14 protein-coding genes are annotated in these 17,732 nt (G+C 54.8%); 6 read left to right on the top strand and 8 right to left on the bottom strand.

Annotated features, from left to right (window positions below; all coding sequences use genetic code 11):
* The first annotated feature begins 166 nt into the window (after positions 1 to 166).
* Positions 167 to 3,007 carry a DNA polymerase I gene (gene polA, locus AC0V6N_RS14840; RefSeq protein WP_486172311.1) on the top strand — a complete coding sequence of 947 codons (2,841 nt, stop codon included), beginning with the start codon at positions 167 to 169 and terminating at the stop codon, positions 3,005 to 3,007.
* A gap of 1 nt (position 3,008) precedes the next feature.
* On the opposite strand, the gene AC0V6N_RS14835 is transcribed toward polA, so the two are convergent.
* Positions 3,009 to 5,315 carry a CDC48 family AAA ATPase gene (locus AC0V6N_RS14835; RefSeq protein ID WP_486172310.1) on the bottom strand — a complete coding sequence of 769 codons (2,307 nt, stop codon included), beginning with the start codon at positions 5,313 to 5,315 and terminating at the stop codon, positions 3,009 to 3,011.
* Positions 5,316 to 5,778: 463 nt separating this feature from the next.
* Here AC0V6N_RS14835 and AC0V6N_RS14830 point away from each other — a divergent pair, with 463 nt between their 5' ends.
* From AC0V6N_RS14830 to AC0V6N_RS14815, 4 genes are all read left to right on the top strand, one after another.
* On the top strand, positions 5,779 to 6,501 hold the full coding sequence (locus AC0V6N_RS14830; RefSeq protein WP_486172309.1) for a CoA transferase subunit A: 723 nt from the start codon (positions 5,779 to 5,781) through the stop codon (positions 6,499 to 6,501).
* Positions 6,502 to 6,692: 191 nt separating this feature from the next.
* Entirely contained in the window at positions 6,693 to 7,553 is an 861-nt protein-coding gene (locus tag AC0V6N_RS14825; RefSeq protein ID WP_486172308.1) for a hypothetical protein, read from the top strand.
* A gap of 1 nt (position 7,554) precedes the next feature.
* The gene (locus tag AC0V6N_RS14820) at positions 7,555 to 8,220 is read left to right on the top strand and encodes a 3-oxoacid CoA-transferase subunit B (protein ID WP_486172307.1); all 666 of its coding nucleotides are present in this window, start codon (positions 7,555 to 7,557) and stop codon (positions 8,218 to 8,220) included.
* Between the two features lie 3 nt (positions 8,221 to 8,223).
* Positions 8,224 to 9,387 carry a CaiB/BaiF CoA transferase family protein gene (locus AC0V6N_RS14815; RefSeq protein ID WP_486172306.1) on the top strand — a complete coding sequence of 388 codons (1,164 nt, stop codon included), beginning with the start codon at positions 8,224 to 8,226 and terminating at the stop codon, positions 9,385 to 9,387.
* A gap of 185 nt (positions 9,388 to 9,572) precedes the next feature.
* On the opposite strand, the gene metK is transcribed toward AC0V6N_RS14815, so the two are convergent.
* The 6 genes from metK to hisS all read right to left on the bottom strand — a co-directional run bounded on the left by metK (position 9,573) and on the right by hisS (position 16,561).
* Positions 9,573 to 10,796, bottom strand: a complete 1,224-nt coding sequence (gene metK, locus AC0V6N_RS14810) for a methionine adenosyltransferase (RefSeq protein ID WP_486172305.1) — start codon at positions 10,794 to 10,796, stop codon at positions 9,573 to 9,575.
* A 78-nt stretch (positions 10,797 to 10,874) separates the two neighbouring features.
* Positions 10,875 to 12,506 (bottom strand): apolipoprotein N-acyltransferase, encoded by a 1,632-nt coding sequence (lnt, locus tag AC0V6N_RS14805; RefSeq protein ID WP_486172304.1) that lies wholly within the window; start codon positions 12,504 to 12,506, stop codon positions 10,875 to 10,877.
* A gap of 30 nt (positions 12,507 to 12,536) precedes the next feature.
* Positions 12,537 to 13,133 carry a DUF4167 domain-containing protein gene (locus AC0V6N_RS14800; protein WP_486172303.1) on the bottom strand — a complete coding sequence of 199 codons (597 nt, stop codon included), beginning with the start codon at positions 13,131 to 13,133 and terminating at the stop codon, positions 12,537 to 12,539.
* Positions 13,134 to 13,395: 262 nt separating this feature from the next.
* The gene (gene prmC / locus AC0V6N_RS14795) at positions 13,396 to 14,250 is read right to left on the bottom strand and encodes a peptide chain release factor N(5)-glutamine methyltransferase (RefSeq protein WP_486172302.1); all 855 of its coding nucleotides are present in this window, start codon (positions 14,248 to 14,250) and stop codon (positions 13,396 to 13,398) included.
* Positions 14,247 to 15,314: a peptide chain release factor 1 gene (prfA, locus tag AC0V6N_RS14790; protein ID WP_486172301.1), complete on the bottom strand. Its 1,068-nt coding sequence runs from the start codon at positions 15,312 to 15,314 to the stop codon at positions 14,247 to 14,249. The genes prmC and prfA overlap by 4 nt, the downstream gene beginning before the upstream one ends.
* Positions 15,314 to 16,561, bottom strand: a complete 1,248-nt coding sequence (gene hisS, locus AC0V6N_RS14785) for a histidine--tRNA ligase (protein ID WP_486172300.1) — start codon at positions 16,559 to 16,561, stop codon at positions 15,314 to 15,316. Before hisS ends, prfA begins: the two co-directional genes overlap by 1 nt.
* Positions 16,562 to 16,678: 117 nt before the next feature.
* Between hisS and ppa the strand changes: the two genes are divergently transcribed.
* Positions 16,679 to 17,206 carry an inorganic diphosphatase gene (ppa, locus tag AC0V6N_RS14780; RefSeq protein ID WP_486172299.1) on the top strand — a complete coding sequence of 176 codons (528 nt, stop codon included), beginning with the start codon at positions 16,679 to 16,681 and terminating at the stop codon, positions 17,204 to 17,206.
* Here the strand turns inward: ppa and AC0V6N_RS14775 are convergent, their stop codons facing one another.
* Positions 17,207 to 17,566 (bottom strand): hypothetical protein, encoded by a 360-nt coding sequence (locus tag AC0V6N_RS14775; RefSeq protein ID WP_486172298.1) that lies wholly within the window; start codon positions 17,564 to 17,566, stop codon positions 17,207 to 17,209.
* Positions 17,567 to 17,732 lie beyond the last annotated feature (166 nt).

Raw genomic sequence — 17,732 nt, 5'->3', positions numbered from 1 at the left:
TCAAATAGTGGCCGAAATGTGGCCTTGCAAGTAAAAACGAGTGTCTCGCCACATTTTTGCCTTATTTTCGCCGTGTTCTCGCCCCGCTTCGTCGCCGCGAATTTGCCTCCGGATTAGTGCCGCACAGCGGCTTACACATGCCGCCGCGCAGTGCTAGCACGATGCCATGTCTAGTCAGCAACAGCACCTCTATCTCGTCGATGGTTCATCGTATATTTTTCGCGCCTACCATCGTCTTCCGCCCCTGACCAATCCTGAAGGAACTCCCGTAGGAGCGGTGTATGGCTACACAACCATGCTATGGAAATTGGCGGACGATCTCGACGTTGCCGAAGGCCCGACGCATTTGGCGGTTATCCTCGACAAGGATTCGAAGAGTTTCCGCAACGACATCTATCCTGAATACAAGGCCAATCGCCCAGAACCGCCAGAAGATCTGCGGCCGCAATTCCCTCTGATCCGAGACGCCACCAGGGCATTTAGCCTGCCTTGCATTGAAGAACAGGGGCTGGAGGCAGACGATCTGATTGCTTCTTATGCGCGGGCAGCACAGCGCGAAGGTTGGAACGTCACGATAGTCTCTTCCGACAAGGATTTGATGCAGCTTATCGGTGAAGAGGACGGAGCGCGCATCGACATGCTCGATACGATGAAGAGCGCGCGTATCTATATTGAAGAAGTCCAGGAAAAATTTGGCGTAAAACCTGAATTGGTAGGTGATGTCCTTGCTCTGATGGGAGACAGCGTCGACAATATACCAGGCATCTATGGCGTGGGACCTAAAACCGCGAGCAAGTTGATCGCAGAACACGGATCGCTCACAGCCGCGCTTGATCAAGCGCCGGACATGAAGAAATCAAAGCTCAAGGAACGCTTGCTAGAAGGTCGCGAAGATGCCGAGATGTCGCGCGTGCTTGTGACGCTTAAAGAAGATTGCGACCTTCCAGTCGCGCTGGATGAGATGCGGATCGAAGGTATACCAGAGCAGCCACTCGCGGCGTTTCTTGAAGAACACGGCTTCACATCCCTTCTGAAAAGGTTGGGCGCTGGCTCAGGCAGTCCAGAGCGCCCCAATAATCTCAATCCCGCAAAGGCTCAAAAGGCGGGTGAAAGCGGCGGCTCCGATGGGAATCGGCAAGCAGTTTCGGCGATGCCCAAGGTGGATCGAAGCACCTATGAAACGGTGCAGAACTTAGGTCGTCTCGAAGAATGGGTCCGCAGGGCAAGGCGCGCAAGGCTTGTCGCAGTGGATACTGAGACCTCGTCACTTGACGCCATGCAAGCTGACCTTGTTGGGGTCAGCCTCGCTCTAGGGCCGAATGATGCTTGCTATATACCCTTGGCGCATGGCGGCACCGATCTGCTGAGCGAGAAACCTGAGCAAATCGCGATGGCAGATGCGCTCGCGGCGCTCAAACCCATGCTTGAAGACGACAGTGTCCTTAAAGTGTTCCAGAACGGCAAATACGATCTCAACGTGCTCGCGCGGGTCGGAATTGATGTGTCGCCAATCGAGGACACGATGGTGATGAGCTTCGATCTTGATGCGGGGCGCGGCGAAGGTATGGGCGGTGGCCATGGCATGGATGAGCTGTCGGAGCGGCATCTTGGGCATACTCCACTATCATTCAAAGAAGTCTGCGGCACGGGCAAAAAAGCCATTCCTTTCGGCGAAGTCCCTCTCGATAGGGCAACCGAATACGCCGCCGAAGATGCAGATGTGACCTGGCGCCTCTACACTTTGCTCAAACCAAGGCTAGCTGAAGAAGGTGGCACCAAAATCTATGAGCGGGTTGACCGGCCTTTAATCCCTGTAGTTGCCGGAATGGAGCGAGAAGGGATCAAAGTCGACCGCGCGCAATTGGCAAAACTCTCAAAAGAATTTGCGAGCACGACCGCCTCTCTCGAAAGCGAAATCCATGAAATTGCCGGCGAGGAATTCAGCGTTGGCAGCCCGAAACAACTGGGCGAGGTGCTGTTTGACAAAATGGGGTTCAAAGGCGGCAAAAAGGGCAAAAGCGGACAATATTCGACCGACCAATCCACTTTGGAAAAATTGAGCAGCGATCCAAAGGCTGCTGGCCTAACCAAGAAAGTGCTTGAGTGGCGACACCTGTCGAAACTTAAATCGACATATACTGACGCGCTTCAAGCTCAGATCAATCCCAATACAGGCCGAGTGCACACTAGCTACTCCCTAGTCGGCGCTCAAACGGGCAGGCTGTCCTCGACTGATCCGAACCTGCAGAACATTCCGATCCGTACCGCAATCGGTCGAACAATCCGCGAGGCATTTGTGCCAGAGGATGGCAATGTGTTGCTGGCTGCGGACTATTCGCAAATCGAACTGCGATTGGCCGCGCATATGGCGAACGTCGATACTCTTAAAGAAGCATTCGCAAATGGCGAAGACATCCACTCGCGCACCGCGACGGAGATGTTTGGTGAAGTGACGCGCGACACCCGAGCGCGTGCCAAGACGATCAACTTTGCTATTCTTTACGGCATTTCGCGATGGGGGCTTGCTGGTCGCCTTGAGGTAGAGCCTGATGAGGCTCAGGACATGATTGACACTTATTTCCAGCGCTTCCCAGGCATTCAACGCTACATCATGGAGACGCTCGAAACTGTAGGCGAGCGCGGATATTCAGAAACGCTTTTTGGGCGCAAAACCTGGTTTCTGCGGATCAAGTCAAAGAACCAGGCCGAACGCCAAGGGTCAGAGCGCGCAGCAATCAACGCCCCAATTCAGGGGACAAGCGCGGACATCATCAAACGCGCAATGTCGCGAATGCTTCCCGCTTTGCGCGATGCTGGTCTAGTGAATGTTCGCATGCTCTTGCAGGTGCATGATGAATTGGTTTTCGAACTTCCCGAGACAGACGTCGCCACTGCGTCACCGATTATCGAACGCGTAATGGCAGAGGCAGCTCTGCCAGCTGTTACACTTGATGTGCCGCTTGTGGTCGATATCGGCACCGGCCCTAGCTGGGACGCGGCGCACTAAGTCATTCATGCTTCTTAGCGCGCGTCGGCTCCAGCGCATCGGGTGCAAAGAAACCGATAGGGTTCACTTCAGCAGCGCGCTTCTTAAGCTCGCCTCGCATTTTGCGGTATTCGGCTTCCATCTTGGATGTAACTGTTGCTCGGCTATCCTCGAGCGCATCCTCGAAATCCTGCATTTCGACAACGGCAACGTCGCTGCCCATACGCCGGAGTGCGGCAAGGCCCGCGCGTCGGACCACGTCTTCAAGATCGGCGCCGGTAAAGCGATCAGTTTTCGCGGCAATCTCCCCAAGGTCAACATTGCTTGAAAGCGGCATGTTGTCGGTATGAATGGAAAGGATGTGCTCGCGCCCCGCTTTGTCAGGAGTGCCAACATATACGAGCTCATCAAACCGACCAGGGCGTAGCAGTGCAGGGTCCATCAGCGTTGGCCTATTGGTTGCGCCAACAACCACGATCGATTGCAGCTCTTCAAGCCCATCCATCTCTGCCAAAATGGTGTTCACCACACGACCAGTGACTTGCGGTTCACCCTGTCCCGACCCACGCGCAGGCACAAGGCTGTCGATCTCGTCAATAAATAGGACGCATGGTGCCACTGCACGCGCCCGCGCAAAGAGACGCGCGATTTGCTGTTCGCTTTCGCCGTACCATTTGCTGAGCAAGTCGGAGCTTTTCATCGAGATGAAGTTCGCCTCAGCTTCTTTGGCAACCGCCTTGGCGAGCAGCGTCTTGCCGGTGCCTGGGGGACCGTAGAGCAGAAAACCTTTTGCAGGCCGGATGCCCAAGCGCCGGAATGCCTCAGAATTCTTGAGCGGCAGTTCGATACCTTCTTTCAGCTTGTCGATCGCATCACCGACGCCGCCAATATCGTCCCAGCCCACGTCAGGGACCTGCACCATAACTTCGCGCATGGCTGATGGCTGGATGCGTTTAAGCGCGCTCAAAAAGTCTGCGCGTGTCACGCACAGCTCTTCGAGTACATCTTGCGGAATGGTCCGCTCATCAAGATCAAGCCTCGGCATGATGCGGCGTACGGAGTCAATCGCAGCCTCTCTAGCAAGTGCAGCGATGTCGGCTCCTACAAATCCGTGCGTGACGCGGGCAAGTTCGTCGAGATTGACTTTTTCTTCAAGCGGCATGCCGCGCGTGTGAATGGCTAGAATTTCTCTTCTGCCACCCTGGTCGGGCACACCAATCACAATCTCACGGTCAAAACGACCGGGGCGTCTTAGTGCTTCGTCAATTGCGTCGGGCCGGTTTGTGGCTGCGATCACGACGAGGTTAGCGCGAGCCTCCAGTCCATCCATCAGCGTTAAGAGCTGGGCGACCAATCGTTTCTCAGCCTCACCTGGAACCTGAGTTCGTTTGGGTGCAATTGAGTCGATTTCGTCGATGAAGACGATTGCGGGAGCGACTCGTGTGGCTTCTTCAAACACCTCTCTCAGGCGCTTCTCACTCTCACCATATCCTGACCCCATGATCTCAGGACCGTTGATGGTGAAAAACTCAGCATCGCTTTCGTTGGCAACCGCTTGCGCCAAGCGCGTCTTTCCCGTTCCCGGAGGACCATGGAGCAGAACGCCTTTGGGTGGATCGACACCAAGCCGCGTGAACAGTTCAGGATACCGAAGTGGCAGCTCAACCATTTCGCGCAGCTGCTGAATGGTGTCTTCCATGCCGCCGACATCGTCATAGTTTACGACGGCGCGGCCATCAGGCGCCTCTTCGAATTCAGTGCGCAGTTCGACTTCGGTGTTCTCGTCAATATGAACAATCCCTTTGGGACTGGTCGAGTGCACAGACAGCCGGATTTGTGTAAGCGCGTAAGCTGGCGCGCGGAGCAATTGCCGCACATCTGATGGCATATTCTGAACAGGCTGTTGGCCGGTTGTTGCGACCAGATCGCCTGCGACTAAAGGTTTTCTGAAAAAGTTGCGCTTAAGTGCCTGTGTTGGACCCTGCAGGCGCATTTCTCGTTGCGCAGGTGCAAACACAACGCGCGTAGCCGGACGCGATTCTGCGGCGATAACATCAACATGCTCCCCCGAGCCAACTTCGGCATTGCCCCTTTGGAGACCATCAAGGCGCACAACATCGAGGGTATCGTCTTCTTGATAAGCCGCCATCGCGATCGCGGCAGTTGTGCGTTTACCCTGGATTTCGACAACGTCACCCTCAGTGATGCCAAGTTGCTGGAATGCGGTCCTCGGCATCCTCGCAATACCTTGTCCCGATTCCTCTTGCCGAGCGGGGGCAACTTGCAAACGCGTTGTCCGTTCAGCAGTGGGAGCATCAGCGTTGGCCATCAACAATTCCTTGTGGTCTTCGAGGGTTAGAAAGCTGCGACATCGTAGCTAGGGGGCCAACCCATGGAATGCAAATATGAGCATCGCCGCTCGCAAGACCTACGGGTTCTTGGCCAAAAAAAAGCCCGGCACGTAGCCGGGCTTAAAAAGTTTGGGAGAGGATGCCTAAAAGGCACCTTCCGTATGAGTGGCGGCCATTTTTTGTGCAAGTGCGAAAGGTGCATATTTTATTGCAAATAGTGCAACAGCAATGACCAAGCCTTCACAAATTCGTCATTTTCTCAGATTTTGAAGAGCAATATTTGGGCATTTGCACAAATTATGTGCACACTGTGCCGCTTTCGGCAAATTTCACGCTCTGGAAATCATTTGTGTGGGCATAGGCAAGCAGTGACACGCGGGGTGCAACAGACTAATCGACTCACAATCGCAGTAGTTTGGTGAGAAGGGGTCTAAGAGAGTTATGTCGAAAATTTACCCAAACGCTGAAGCTGCATTGGAAGATGTGCTCAAAGATGGCTTGCTAATTGCGGCAGGTGGTTTTGGTCTTTGCGGGATCCCAGAGCGACTCCTCGACGCGATCCGCGACAACGGCGCCAAAGAGCTAACTTTCGCAAGCAACAATGCCGGTATTGACAATGAAGGTATCGGCAAGCTGCTGCGGACACGGCAGGTCAAGAAGATGATCAGTTCATATGTTGGTGAAAACAAGGAATTTGAACGGCAATTCCTCGCTGGCGAGCTGGAGGTCGAGTTCTGCCCCCAGGGCACTTTGGCAGAAAGAATGCGAGCAGGCGGCGCAGGAATACCGGGCTTCTACACAAAAACCGGCGTCGGAACGCAGGTTGCCGAAGGTAAAGAGCACAAGGAGTTCACTGACCAGGACGGGATTGTCTCCACATACATTCTTGAACGCGGAATCTTCGCGGACATATCAATCGTGAAGGCATGGAAAGCAGACGAGACAGGCAATCTCATCTTTCGCAAAACAGCCCGCAATTTTAACCAACCGGCTGCGACTTGCGGCAAGATCTGCATCGCGGAGGTCGAAGGGATCGTCCCAGCGGGTGCTCTAGGAGCCGATGAGATCCATCTGCCCGGTGTCTTCGTCAATCGCATGATCTTGGGCGCACCCTATGACAAGAAAATTGAATTTCGAACGGTGCGCGATCGGGAGGATGCATGAGCAGAGGCCCAGAACGACAAACAGCCCTAAAAATTGTCGCAGTCACCTGCGCAGCATTCACGCTTCAAGGCTGTGTAGCTGCCGCATTTCCACTCGTTGCAAGCGGCGTAATGGCAGGTGGAGCACGCACCGCTGAAAGTGGCCCTGTCGAACCAGCTAATCCCGCCCCCCAAAACGGGACAACAACTCCAATGGATACTGTTCTACAAGCTCAAGCTACGGACACCTTAACCAATGAAGTTGCAAATGCGCAATCAGAAGAAGACATTTCCCGTCCGCCAAGCCGCACGGCCGAAAGCCAAAACGGAAGTTCATCGACATTCGCTGATTCTCCGAGAGAAACCGCAGCAGCATCCAATATCAGTCAGAAAACGAGCGTGGTTTCGGCGGCAGGGCCTGAACCGTCAGAGGAGGCTGTTGCTGCGCCCAGAATTGACGCAAGCGAAGCAGATCGAGCGCCGGCTCATTCTTCCGCTCAGACCAATGCCGGGTTTACTCTATTTGATCCTCTGCTGAATTACGCCGCACCCTCTAACCTAAAATCGGGTAGTGGGCGCGATTCAGCAATGCTGGCCAACGCGACGGCGTTGAGCGCTGATCGGGTCAAATGCGACGATGGCGCGCCTACGGTGCTGATTGATCTTGATCCAAAGGAAAGTGCGCTCTTTCCAATCGATGCAGGCACTGCCTCTTCCGCGTTCGCAGACAGACTTGCGCAGCTTAGAAGCGAAGGCGTCGCAATCGCCTGGATCACACAAAGCGCAACAGACAAGGAAAGCTTAATTCGTGTCGCTCTAGTCCGCTCTGGCCTCGATCAGTTGGGCGCAGACCGAATTTTGATGATAGCAGGACCGAACCAGCGCAAACAGCTGCTGAGAGAGCAACTTGCTGAAACGTCGTGCTTAGTCGCGATCGCTGGAGACGAACGGTCAGATTTTCATGAGCTGTTTGACTACCTCCTAAATCCTTCAGATGCGGCCGCGCTTGAACCTTTGATTGGTGATGGCTGGTTCCTGATCCCCACCCCACTTCTGCCAATAGGATCTGAATAGAATGACCCAAATCAGCAAAGGTTGGAGCCGTGACCAGATGGCAGCGCGTGCCGCGCAAGAGCTTGAGGATGGCTACTATGTGAATCTTGGCATTGGCATCCCCACTCTGGTCGCAAACCATATTCCCGATGGAATGCTGGTCACCCTTCAAAGCGAGAACGGGATGCTCGGCATTGGCCCCTTCCCCCTTGATGATGAAGTCGATCCAGACCTAATCAACGCAGGCAAGCAGACGATCAGCGAGCTTCCTCACAGCGCCTATTTTGATAGCTCCACCAGCTTCTCCATGATCCGAGGCGGGCACATTGACCTGACTGTGCTCGGCGCAATGGAAGTTGCCCAAAATGGCGACATTGCGAACTGGATGATCCCGGGAAAGATGATCAAGGGTATGGGCGGCGCGATGGATCTTGTCGCAGGCGTGAAGAAAATCATCGTGGTGATGGATCACACCGCAAAAGACGGCTCACCAAAACTTATCCCTGAATGCACGTTGCCACTGACGGGCGCAGGTGTGGTCGACATGGTCATCACAAATCTGGGAGTGTTTCATCGGGCGGACCAGAAAGGTCCATTCCGATTGATTGAGCTGGCCCCGGGCGTGAGCGAGGCAGACGTCGCCGAAGCAACGACCGCGGCTTACGAAGTGGCATTGGAGCCTGCATAAATCATGTGGCTTGATCAACCGCGCAACCCGCAGGCACCGCTTGCAGGGCTAAAGGTTCTGGAACTAGCACGCGTCCTAGCGGGCCCTTGGGCAGGACAGTTGCTTGCGGATCTTGGCGCAGATGTTGTGAAGGTTGAAAGCCCAGAGGGAGACGGTACGCGGCGATGGGGGCCGCCGTGGGTAGAACGCGCCTCTCCCAATGGCGAAGTTCAACGGGAAGCCGCATACTACCACGCTTGTAATCGTGGGAAACGGAGCACGATTGCCGATTTCAACGTAGCCGCAGACGTCAGAAAAATATTCGAGCTATGCGGTCAGGCTGATGTCGTGATCGAAAACTTCAAGCCTGGCACAGTATCGCGCTGGGGCTTGGATTACGAAAGCGTGCGCTCTTCCAACCCCAAGGTGATCTATTGCTCTATCAGCGGTTTTGGACAGGATGGCCCTCGCCGCAATGAACCTGGTTATGATTTTGTGATTCAAGGCATGAGCGGTTTCATGTCGCTCACCGGTGAACCAGAGGGTGAACCGATTAAACATGGCGTCTCAATCTCTGATCTTACTTGCGGGCTCTATTCAGCAAACGCTATCCAATCTGCGCTCTTAATGCGCGAGCGGACGGGCAATGGGCAGTGGATCGACATGAGCCTGTTGGATTGCTCAGTTGCTTTGCTTGCCAATCAGGCCGCGAGCTTTTTCGCGACTGGCAAGGCACCTCCCCGAATGGGCAACGCCCATGCTCAAGTTAGCGCCTACGGTGTCTTTCCCACACAAGATGGCCCTGTGGTACTGGCACCAGCAAATGACGGCCTGTTCCGCAAACTCCTTAGGGTTTTGGAGCGCGATGACTTGCTCGAGGAAGCTCAATTCGCGACCAATGAAGCACGTGTGGCAAACCGCGCAGATGTTGATGCCATGATTGCCATTGAAACGGCGAAATGGACCCGCGAAGAGTTGCTTGCAGCCTGTGCGCGAGCAGGTGTGCCAGCAGGTCCAATCAATTCTTTGGACAGTGTTTTTGCCGACCCGCAAGTGGTCGCCAGAGAGCTCAAAATAGAGCTCGATGGTATGACGGGAGTCCGGAGCCCCATTTCGTTCTCAAATGCGGAACTTGCATTGGATCACCCTTCACCCCTGCTTGGTGAGCATTCGCAATCCGGTAAGTGAATTAGCCGATACACCCTACCGTCTCCACTCCAAGCAGGTGAACTATGTTACGCCTGCGATGGCAGTGCCAAAACACTGACGTTCATCTAGACAATACCGATGACTGCGAGACCTCTCAACTCGTTGGACTAAGCAATCATGCTCGGCGAGTTTGGGGGCGCCTGTCTAGAGCGCGCATTACTGGATTATGCGAGGGCAGCCTTAAGATCATCAACAAGATCAGTCCGTTCCCAAGGGAAGAAGTCCCCTTGCGCAATCCGTCCGAAATGACCGTAGGCTGCGCTTTTGCGGTAGATTGGCTTGTTGAGCCCCAAATGGGTGCGGATCGCGCGCGGCGTCAAACCGCCCAGTTTGCCGATACCCTCAATGGCGCTTTCAATCGCCGCATCATCCACGCCGTCTGAAGCAGTTCCGTGGGTGTCGACATACAGAGAAAGCGGCGCAGACACGCCAATCGCATAGGCAATTTGGATCGTGCAGCGTCTAGCCAAACCAGCTGCAACAACGTTCTTAGCTAGATAGCGCGTGATATAGGCTGCACTGCGATCCACCTTGGTGGGATCTTTGCCGCTGAACGCGCCGCCGCCGTGCGGACTGGCACCGCCATATGTATCGACGATGATCTTGCGGCCAGTCAACCCTGCGTCACCATCGGGCCCGCCTATCTCAAACGCGCCCGTCGGATTGATATGCCAAACGGTATTGTCGGTTATGAAACCAGCAGGCAGGATGGACGTTACGACCTTCCTGACATAGGCCTTTAGCTGAGCTTCCTTGTCGCCCTCATGATAGCCCGCGGCGTGCTGGCTTGAGACCACAATGGCTGCGCAAGCAACAGGCTTGCCATTCTCATAACGCAGCGTGATCTGGCTCTTAGCGTCAGGCTCAAGAAATGGCGCAGTTCCCGATTTGCGATCAGCAGCAAGCTGTTCGAGGATTTTGTGACTGTAGTCGAGTGTTGCTGGCATGAAATCAGGTGTTTCATCGCATGCAAACCCGAACATGATGCCTTGGTCCCCTGCACCCTCATCCTTGTTTGAGCCGGCTTCACCCGCATCAACACCCATTGCGATTTCAGCAGACTGACCGTGAAGATGGTTTTCAAACGTCAGAGTTTCCCAATGGAAGCCCTCTTGCTCGTAGCCAATTTCTCGAACTGTTTTGCGAACTGTCGCTTCGATCTCTTCGGCCGCGCCGGGCGCCCAAGCGCCGTTCTCGTAAACACCCTTGCAGCGAATTTCCCCTGCCAGCACCACTCGCTGAGTGGTTGTTAGTGTTTCACAGGCGACGCGCGCCTCTGGGTCCTTAGAGAGAAACAGATCGACGACAGCATCCGATATCTGGTCAGAGACCTTGTCGGGGTGCCCCTCAGAGACGCTTTCAGATGTGAAAAGATAGTCGCTGCGCATGAAAGCTCCCAAACTGTCGCTGTCGTTTTGGCTCCTTATGCAGATATAAGGAAACCTTTATGTCCAATTCCGTCTCCCCTAGCTTTCACGCGTGCGCAGCGCAAGCAATCTCGGCACGCCAAATCCCAATACTGCCAGCAAGATTGCCCAAGCAATTGGAAGGGTGTTCCCCATTTTTGCGAAAAGCGTGGGAGATTTGGCCTCAGGAACGAAGCCATCAATTGCATCTGATTGGTACATGCCGATGCTCTTGCGGACGACGCCATTCGCATCGATAACGGCGCTAATCCCCGTGGTGGTTGAGCGCAAGACTGGCAGACCTTCTTCAATCGCACGCATTCTCGCCTGAGCCAAGTGTTGAGGCGGCCCCCATGCTCCAAACCAACCATCGTTTGATGGATTAAAGAGGTAGTCCGGACGGTCATTCCGATCGACAACCTGGCCGGAGAAAACTATCTCATAACAGATTTGAACGCCCGCTCGCCCATGTTCACCCAGGTCGAGTGTTTGCGGGCCAGGACCGGATAGATAAGGCACCGTGCCTGAAGTAAGCCGAGCGAGACCAAGTGGCTCCAGAGCCCATTCCAGCGGAAGATACTCGCCATAGGGCACCAAGTGAGCCTTGGCGTAGTGATGTGTAATGTCGCCGGACCCATTTATCCCAATAACCGAATTGCGCGCGGTTACAGCGCCAATTGTACCATTTGCCCGCTCACCAATATCAAGATTGACCACCCCGGTAAGCAATGTTGAATTCGGCCCGATTACGCGGCCAATTCTTTGCCTGGCAAAGACCGGATCCGCACCAGCTGTCATCTGGCGATAATAGCGCTCGGGATAACCCTCTTCCAAGTAATCAGGCACGGCGCTCTCGGGCCACAAGACAAGCCGTGAACGATCATTGCCTTCCATCGTCAAATTGGCGGTGCGGGCAAATTGCTCCTCGAACTTTGATCCGTCATTGATCTCATCCTGCGGTATCAAGGGTTGGATCAAGGTATATTGGATCTGCGAATCGTCCTGCGTTCGCAGATCAGGAAACAGCATTGCGGAGGCAACAACCAACGCCAAAGCCCCCAGCGGCAGTAAACGCTTCGTCAGGACGAGCGCCAATGCCGCGGAGGCGATTAAGATCACCAAACCCGAAAGAGCGTATGTACCTAGCCATGGCAGCAATACTGCCAAACCGGGGCTCCCCCAACCTCCAAGCAGAGTCAGTCCCAATGGCGGCCATGGATATCCCGTGAAAATCCAACTGCGCAGCCATTCCGTCACGATCCAGGCAGCCGCAAATACTGCCCCAAATGCCCAGGGTCCAAGCCGACGACCAAACAAATGGGCAATCAAAGCTGCCAGAGCTGGGTAGAGTGCAAGGTAAATACAAAGAAGCGGAACAGCGACCCAGCCAAGGTATTCCGGCATCTTTGCCTGATGCGTAAACGCCGTTGCGATCCAACTATTGGCAAGCGTCAAATGCGCCCAGCCAAACATCCAGCCTCGCCAAAGTGAAGAGCGCCAGTTTTGTGCCGAACGGATGTGAGCGACGAATAGCGACAGCGCCGGGAGTGCAACCCACCACGCATGGACCGGAGGATAACCGCATGCTGCGATCAGCCCAAGAAGACCAGCGCTTGTGCCAGGCCAGTTGGACGCGAAATGCACAAGACGCTCAATCCAAACCGCAGTCACATGCTCGGCTTTGTCAGTCATCCGATCGGCGCTTTATGACAACAAACTGGTTCAGCCTACTGCTTCGAGGTTGTCGTCTCCGTCACCAGAGCTGTCGCCCGATGAACTATCAGCGCTGATTGCTGGAGGAAGAACGGACGAGTCGATTTCGTCTTTCCCTTCGTCGTCGCGGGGCTTGCGGCGCGTACGACGTTTCGGCTTCGGCGATTCTTCCTGAGAATCTTCGGCTTCGGTTGCAGAGTTACCTTCCGCTTCAGACGAGGAGGCTGCGTCTTGATCATCGCGCCGACCGCGTGAACGGCGGTTATTCGGACGGCGACCCTCAGAACGGCGAGCATCGCCTTCTTCACTTTCCTCGCCTTCATCGCCTGCCTGCGATCTTTCTTCATTGCGCTTGGCACGCGCTTCGTCTTGGCGGGCCTTATTGTCTGCAATCACACGGAAATAGTGGTCAGCAAACTGGAGATAATATTCGGCTTGAACGCGGTCCCCGTTATGTTGGGCATCCTGCGCAAGCTTCTTGTACTTATCGAGCAGTTGCGGCGCGTTGCCACGCGCCCGACTGTCAATCCGGTTAAGCTGGTTTCCGCCACCCTGATTGCTCCGGTTTCCGCGACCGCGACGACGATTGTTACGATTGTTATTCAAAGGAGATGTATCCTCATCCGTGGCACAACGCCGACCAAAAATTTGGCGCTGCGAGCCAATGGACCCCGACTGCCTTAAATGGCATCACGCAAACTTTTCTGCATGCGCGACCGCTCAGGTTTTAACCGAAGGGCTCGACCCATACGGTCAATGAAAGCGGTAATTCGGAGCTTGACCATATCGATCAGCATGGGAGCTTGATCGACAAGTCTGATTGTGGGGTAGCGAGACGAAATGGGTTTGCCAAGCCCCTCAAGCATTTTCACCGACGAAGAACCGCTGCGCGTGGCCGATTTGCAAGATCGCATCGAATTTGGGTCTTGAAGCCATATCTAGCGGCAAGCGCACTAACGGCATCGCCTTGTTTGGCACCTATTTCGAGCACCGCAGTCCCATTTTCAGTCAAATAGGTCGATAGGCTCGGAATAATTGCGTGATAATCGTCGAGCCCGTCTTGCCCGGCAAAAAGGGCACTATGCGGTTCGAAATCTCTGACTTGCGGATCCAGCTGTGCGGAATCCTCGACATATGGGGGGTTCGCCAACACGAGGTCAAAACGGCAATCCTCCACACCCCAGTCATCGCAGTTGTGAAAGCCCGGCTCATGCCAAGAAGCGACCTGAAAGCTCGCGCGATCTGCTAGGCTGAGCAAATGCGCATTCTCCTTTGCCACTTCAATCGCGGGAGCGCTCATGTCGATCCCAAAACCGCGAAGACCTGATTTTTCAACCAAAACACTCAATAACAGTGCCCCAGTTCCTGTACCCAAATCCAGCACATCGGCAGCAGCAAGCGCCCGATCTTCGAGGGCCTCAAGGGCCACCTCAACGATCGTCTCGCTGTCAGACCTTGGGATCAGAGTGTCGCGTGTGACCTTGAAAGAGTGTCCATAAAATTCCCGCGAACCGGTGATGTAGGCCACTGGCTCGTGTTGGATGCGGCGGCTGACAAAATCGAAAAATGCGACCGGAGCCTCTTCGCGCATCTTGCGGATAAGCATCTCTGATCGGTCGACGCCTAACGCATGCGCCATCATCAGCTCGGCATCAAGCCGCGCGGTTTCGCTGGAATTGCTGAGTTGAGCACTCGCCTCTCTTAGGGCATCGGCGACGGTCATTCTGCGAGCGCGGCTAGCCGTTTGCCCTCATCCTCGGCGGTCAATGCGTTAACAAGCTCGCTCAAACCCGGCCCCGCGAGCACCTCTTCAAGCTTATGGAGCGTCAGACCAATGCGATGATCGGTCACGCGACCCTGAGGGAAATTATAGGTGCGAATACGCTCTGAACGATCGCCACTGCCCACCATCGCCTTGCGCGCTTCGGCTTCTGCGCCTTGCGCCTCGTCGCGCATTTTTTCGTAGAGCCGCGCGCGTAAGACCTGCATCGCCTTTGCGCGGTTCTTGATCTGACTGCGCTCGTCTTGCTGCATAACTACAAGCCCTGATGGCAAGTGAGTGATCCTTACTGCGGAATCCGTGGTATTGACGTGCTGCCCCCCCGCGCCGCTAGCGCGATAAGTATCGATTTTCAGGTCACCAGCATCGATCTGCACATCCACTTCATCGGGCTCGGGCAACACCGCGACGGTGGCCGCTGACGTGTGAATGCGTCCGCCACTTTCGGTGACGGGCACCCGCTGCACACGGTGGACACCGCTTTCAAATTTCAGCCGCGCAAAAACACCTTGGCCGGTCACGTTGGCAACGATTTCCTTGAAACCGCCGACTTCGGACGCGTTCATGCTGACCGGCTCAACTTTCCAGCCATTTTCTTGCGCAAACCGCTCGTACATTCGGTAAAGATCGCCTGCGAACAAAGCGGCCTCATCGCCGCCTGTGCCCGCTCGGATTTCAAGCATTGCAGGCTTGCTATCGGCCGCGTCACGCGGGAGGAGCGCGATGGCGAGCGCTCGCTCCTTGGAGGGGAGAGCTTCACGGATTGTTGCTAGCTCCTCCTCGGCCATTGCCTTCATTTCGGGATCGCCGAGCATTTCTTCCAACTCAGCAATCTCCTCACGCATGGATCGCACTTCGGATGAGATTTTTGCGACCGGCTCCAGCTCCGCATAGTCACGAGACGCGCGAACAAATTCCTCGCCTTCCAGAGTGCCTGAAGCCATCCTCGCTTCAAGCTCGGCGAAACGATTGGCGATCTGATCAAGGCGTTCGAGCGGTATCTGCATCAGGTAAGACCGAGTTGATTAAGCGTAGTTTCAATGTGCTGTTTGACTTCGCCTTTGGTCTGGAAACGAAGGCGGCGTTCGCCGTCGCTCATCGCAAGAATGACATGACTGCCAACCTTGACCGCCTTATCAAAACGCTTCTTCTTGCCTCCTGAGGCGATGAATTCAGCAGAAAGACCGGCGGTACGAATCCTCGCAACAGCGTTTTGACCTTCAGCAATCATCGCATCATCTTCGACCACGACGACAATGTCGGCGCGTTCGGGCTCGCTTGTGCCAACCAACATCGCAAGCCGCTCAATACCAGCAGCCCAGCCAACAGCTGGCGTTGACGGTCCACCCAAGCCCTCCATCAAGCCATCATAGCGCCCTCCACCAAGGACGGTGCTTTGCGCACCGAGCGCTTCCGCAGCAGCGGAACCTTCATCGGGAATGAATTCAAAAGCTGTGTGACGATAATAGTCGAGCCCACGCACAAGATTTTCGGCGCGCCTCCATTTGACACCGGCGGCATCCAATCCGCTCGTTACCTTTTCGAAAAACGCGTGCGCATCATCCGACAGGAATTCATCAATCTTTGGCGCGTCTCCCAAAAACACCTTGTCGCGAGGATCTTTACTATCAAGGATGCGAAGAGGATTCTTTTCTAAACGATCCTGACTGTCTTCGGAAAGATCGTCGCGCACATTGGCGAAATAATTGACCAATGCATCGCGCCACGCATCGCGGCTTGCCGCATCGCCAAGTGTATTTAGATGAAGCGTTACACCCTTGATCCCGAGTTCACGCAGGAGTTGATCCGCCATAGCTAGCAATTCGACGTCGGCTTGTGGCTCAGCAGCCCCAAGGATTTCGGCGTCGATCTGATGAAACTGCCGATAGCGCCCCTTTTGCGGGCGTTCGTAACGAAACAGCGGGCCGTGGGTCGCAAGCTTCAGCGGCGCGTGCTGTTGCCAACCATTGGTAAGAAACGCGCGGGCAATTCCAGCAGTGAATTCTGGACGAAGAGTTAGCGATTCTCCGCCGCGATCGTCAAAAGAGTACATCTCTTTTGAAACCACATCGGTTGTTTCCCCTAAGGAACGAGCGAAAACTTCAGTTTTCTCAAAGACCGGAAATTCCGCTCTGCGAAAGCGATAGAGTTTGCGGACGCGCTCAAATGTCTCGACCACGAAGGCGAAAGCCTCCGCATCCGGACCGAAGATGTCCTGAGTGCCGCGAATAGCTTTAGGGGTGTTCTTGCTCATAAATATCCTGCGTTTGAAGCGCGATTAGGCGAAGCTCCATCTTGCCGCAACAACGCAGGCTCGCTATCGGCGCGTCAATCGCCTTTTGGGAGAGGGGCAAAGACATAAGGACCCCTAATGCGTATCGACAAAATTCCGACCGGTGCCAATCCTCCTGACGATCTGAATGTGATCATCGAAGTGCCGACAGGCGGGGAACCGGTAAAGTACGAATTCGATAAGGAAAGCGGCGCACTTTTCGTCGACCGAATCTTGCACACGCCGATGCGCTACCCTGCGAACTATGGGTTTGTTCCACACACGCTAAGCCCCGACGGCGATCCTTTGGATGCCTTGGTGATCGCTCGCTCACCCTTCATCCCCGGCTGCGTCGTCAAATCGCGCCCAATTGGAGTGCTCAACCTTGAAGACGAGCATGGCGGGGACGAAAAGCTTATTTGTGTACCCGTTGATACGACATTCCCGTATTATTCAGACGTTGGTGAAACCAAGGATTTGCCATCGATCATCATGCAGCAGATCGAGCACTTCTTTACCCACTACAAAGATCTTGAAGCGGAAAAATGGGTTCGTATCGGCAAATGGGGTGACCGCTCGGAAGCGCGCAGGATAGTTCTCGAAGCGATTGATCGCGCAAAGGCTTGATCAAAGGAACGCTTTGCATAGTCCCGTCAATGCCAGCGGAAGGCTGATCGCAAGCAGCCACAAGCCAGCGACATCCCGGCGAAATGCGCCTGCAAATTCTCGGTCGGACGCCTGTTCGTCCGAAAGGTTTGCCCAGCGCTTTTCGAACCAACGACAGGCGGGAATGATCGCGGCGATCAGAATGACTAGCGCTATATAGGGCAGTATTGAGGAGAAGCCCTGACTAAGAGCTTTGACGGTCAAGAAAATCTGTAACGCTGTGTAGACTAATAACGCATAAGCGACATGATCGCTCATGGATTTGCGCCAATCGCGCTGGCGTTTACCAGCGGATGCTTGCTGATGTGATAGTTCGTTCATAGCTCCGCTCCCCAACGGTTTTGTTGTCTCTGAATATCACAGAAGGCAGCAAAGGTTGCAAGTGCTGTAACCATATTGAAACGATCCTGGCTTGCACGCGAGCTTGAGTGCTCAAGCTCCCAAAATCACTCCGTTTTTGCATGCAGGCGCAGGCAGATGTAGTTCA

The organism is Erythrobacter sp. S57(2025), from assembly GCF_057365055.1.
The sequence above is the reverse complement of the archived record's forward strand: the minus strand, read 5'-3'. Positions and strand labels throughout refer to the sequence as shown.

What these genes read in the sequence shown, in the direction of transcription:
- prfA (WP_486172301.1), bottom strand. Translation starts at nt 15,314, where the DNA reads ATGCAGATACCGCTCGAACGCCTTGATCAGATCGCCAATCGTTTCGCC.
- AC0V6N_RS14835 (WP_486172310.1), bottom strand. Translation starts at nt 5,315, where the DNA reads ATGGCCAACGCTGATGCTCCCACTGCTGAACGGACAACGCGTTTGCAA.
- AC0V6N_RS14825 (WP_486172308.1), top strand. Translation starts at nt 6,693, where the DNA reads ATGGATACTGTTCTACAAGCTCAAGCTACGGACACCTTAACCAATGAA.
- AC0V6N_RS14815 (WP_486172306.1), top strand. Translation starts at nt 8,224, where the DNA reads ATGTGGCTTGATCAACCGCGCAACCCGCAGGCACCGCTTGCAGGGCTA.
- lnt (WP_486172304.1), bottom strand. Translation starts at nt 12,506, where the DNA reads ATGACTGACAAAGCCGAGCATGTGACTGCGGTTTGGATTGAGCGTCTT.
- AC0V6N_RS14775 (WP_486172298.1), bottom strand. Translation starts at nt 17,566, where the DNA reads ATGAACGAACTATCACATCAGCAAGCATCCGCTGGTAAACGCCAGCGC.
- prmC (WP_486172302.1), bottom strand. Translation starts at nt 14,250, where the DNA reads ATGACCGTCGCCGATGCCCTAAGAGAGGCGAGTGCTCAACTCAGCAAT.
- metK (WP_486172305.1), bottom strand. Translation starts at nt 10,796, where the DNA reads ATGCGCAGCGACTATCTTTTCACATCTGAAAGCGTCTCTGAGGGGCAC.
- hisS (WP_486172300.1), bottom strand. Translation starts at nt 16,561, where the DNA reads ATGAGCAAGAACACCCCTAAAGCTATTCGCGGCACTCAGGACATCTTC.
- ppa (WP_486172299.1), top strand. Translation starts at nt 16,679, where the DNA reads ATGCGTATCGACAAAATTCCGACCGGTGCCAATCCTCCTGACGATCTG.
- polA (WP_486172311.1), top strand. Translation starts at nt 167, where the DNA reads ATGTCTAGTCAGCAACAGCACCTCTATCTCGTCGATGGTTCATCGTAT.
- AC0V6N_RS14820 (WP_486172307.1), top strand. Translation starts at nt 7,555, where the DNA reads ATGACCCAAATCAGCAAAGGTTGGAGCCGTGACCAGATGGCAGCGCGT.
- AC0V6N_RS14830 (WP_486172309.1), top strand. Translation starts at nt 5,779, where the DNA reads ATGTCGAAAATTTACCCAAACGCTGAAGCTGCATTGGAAGATGTGCTC.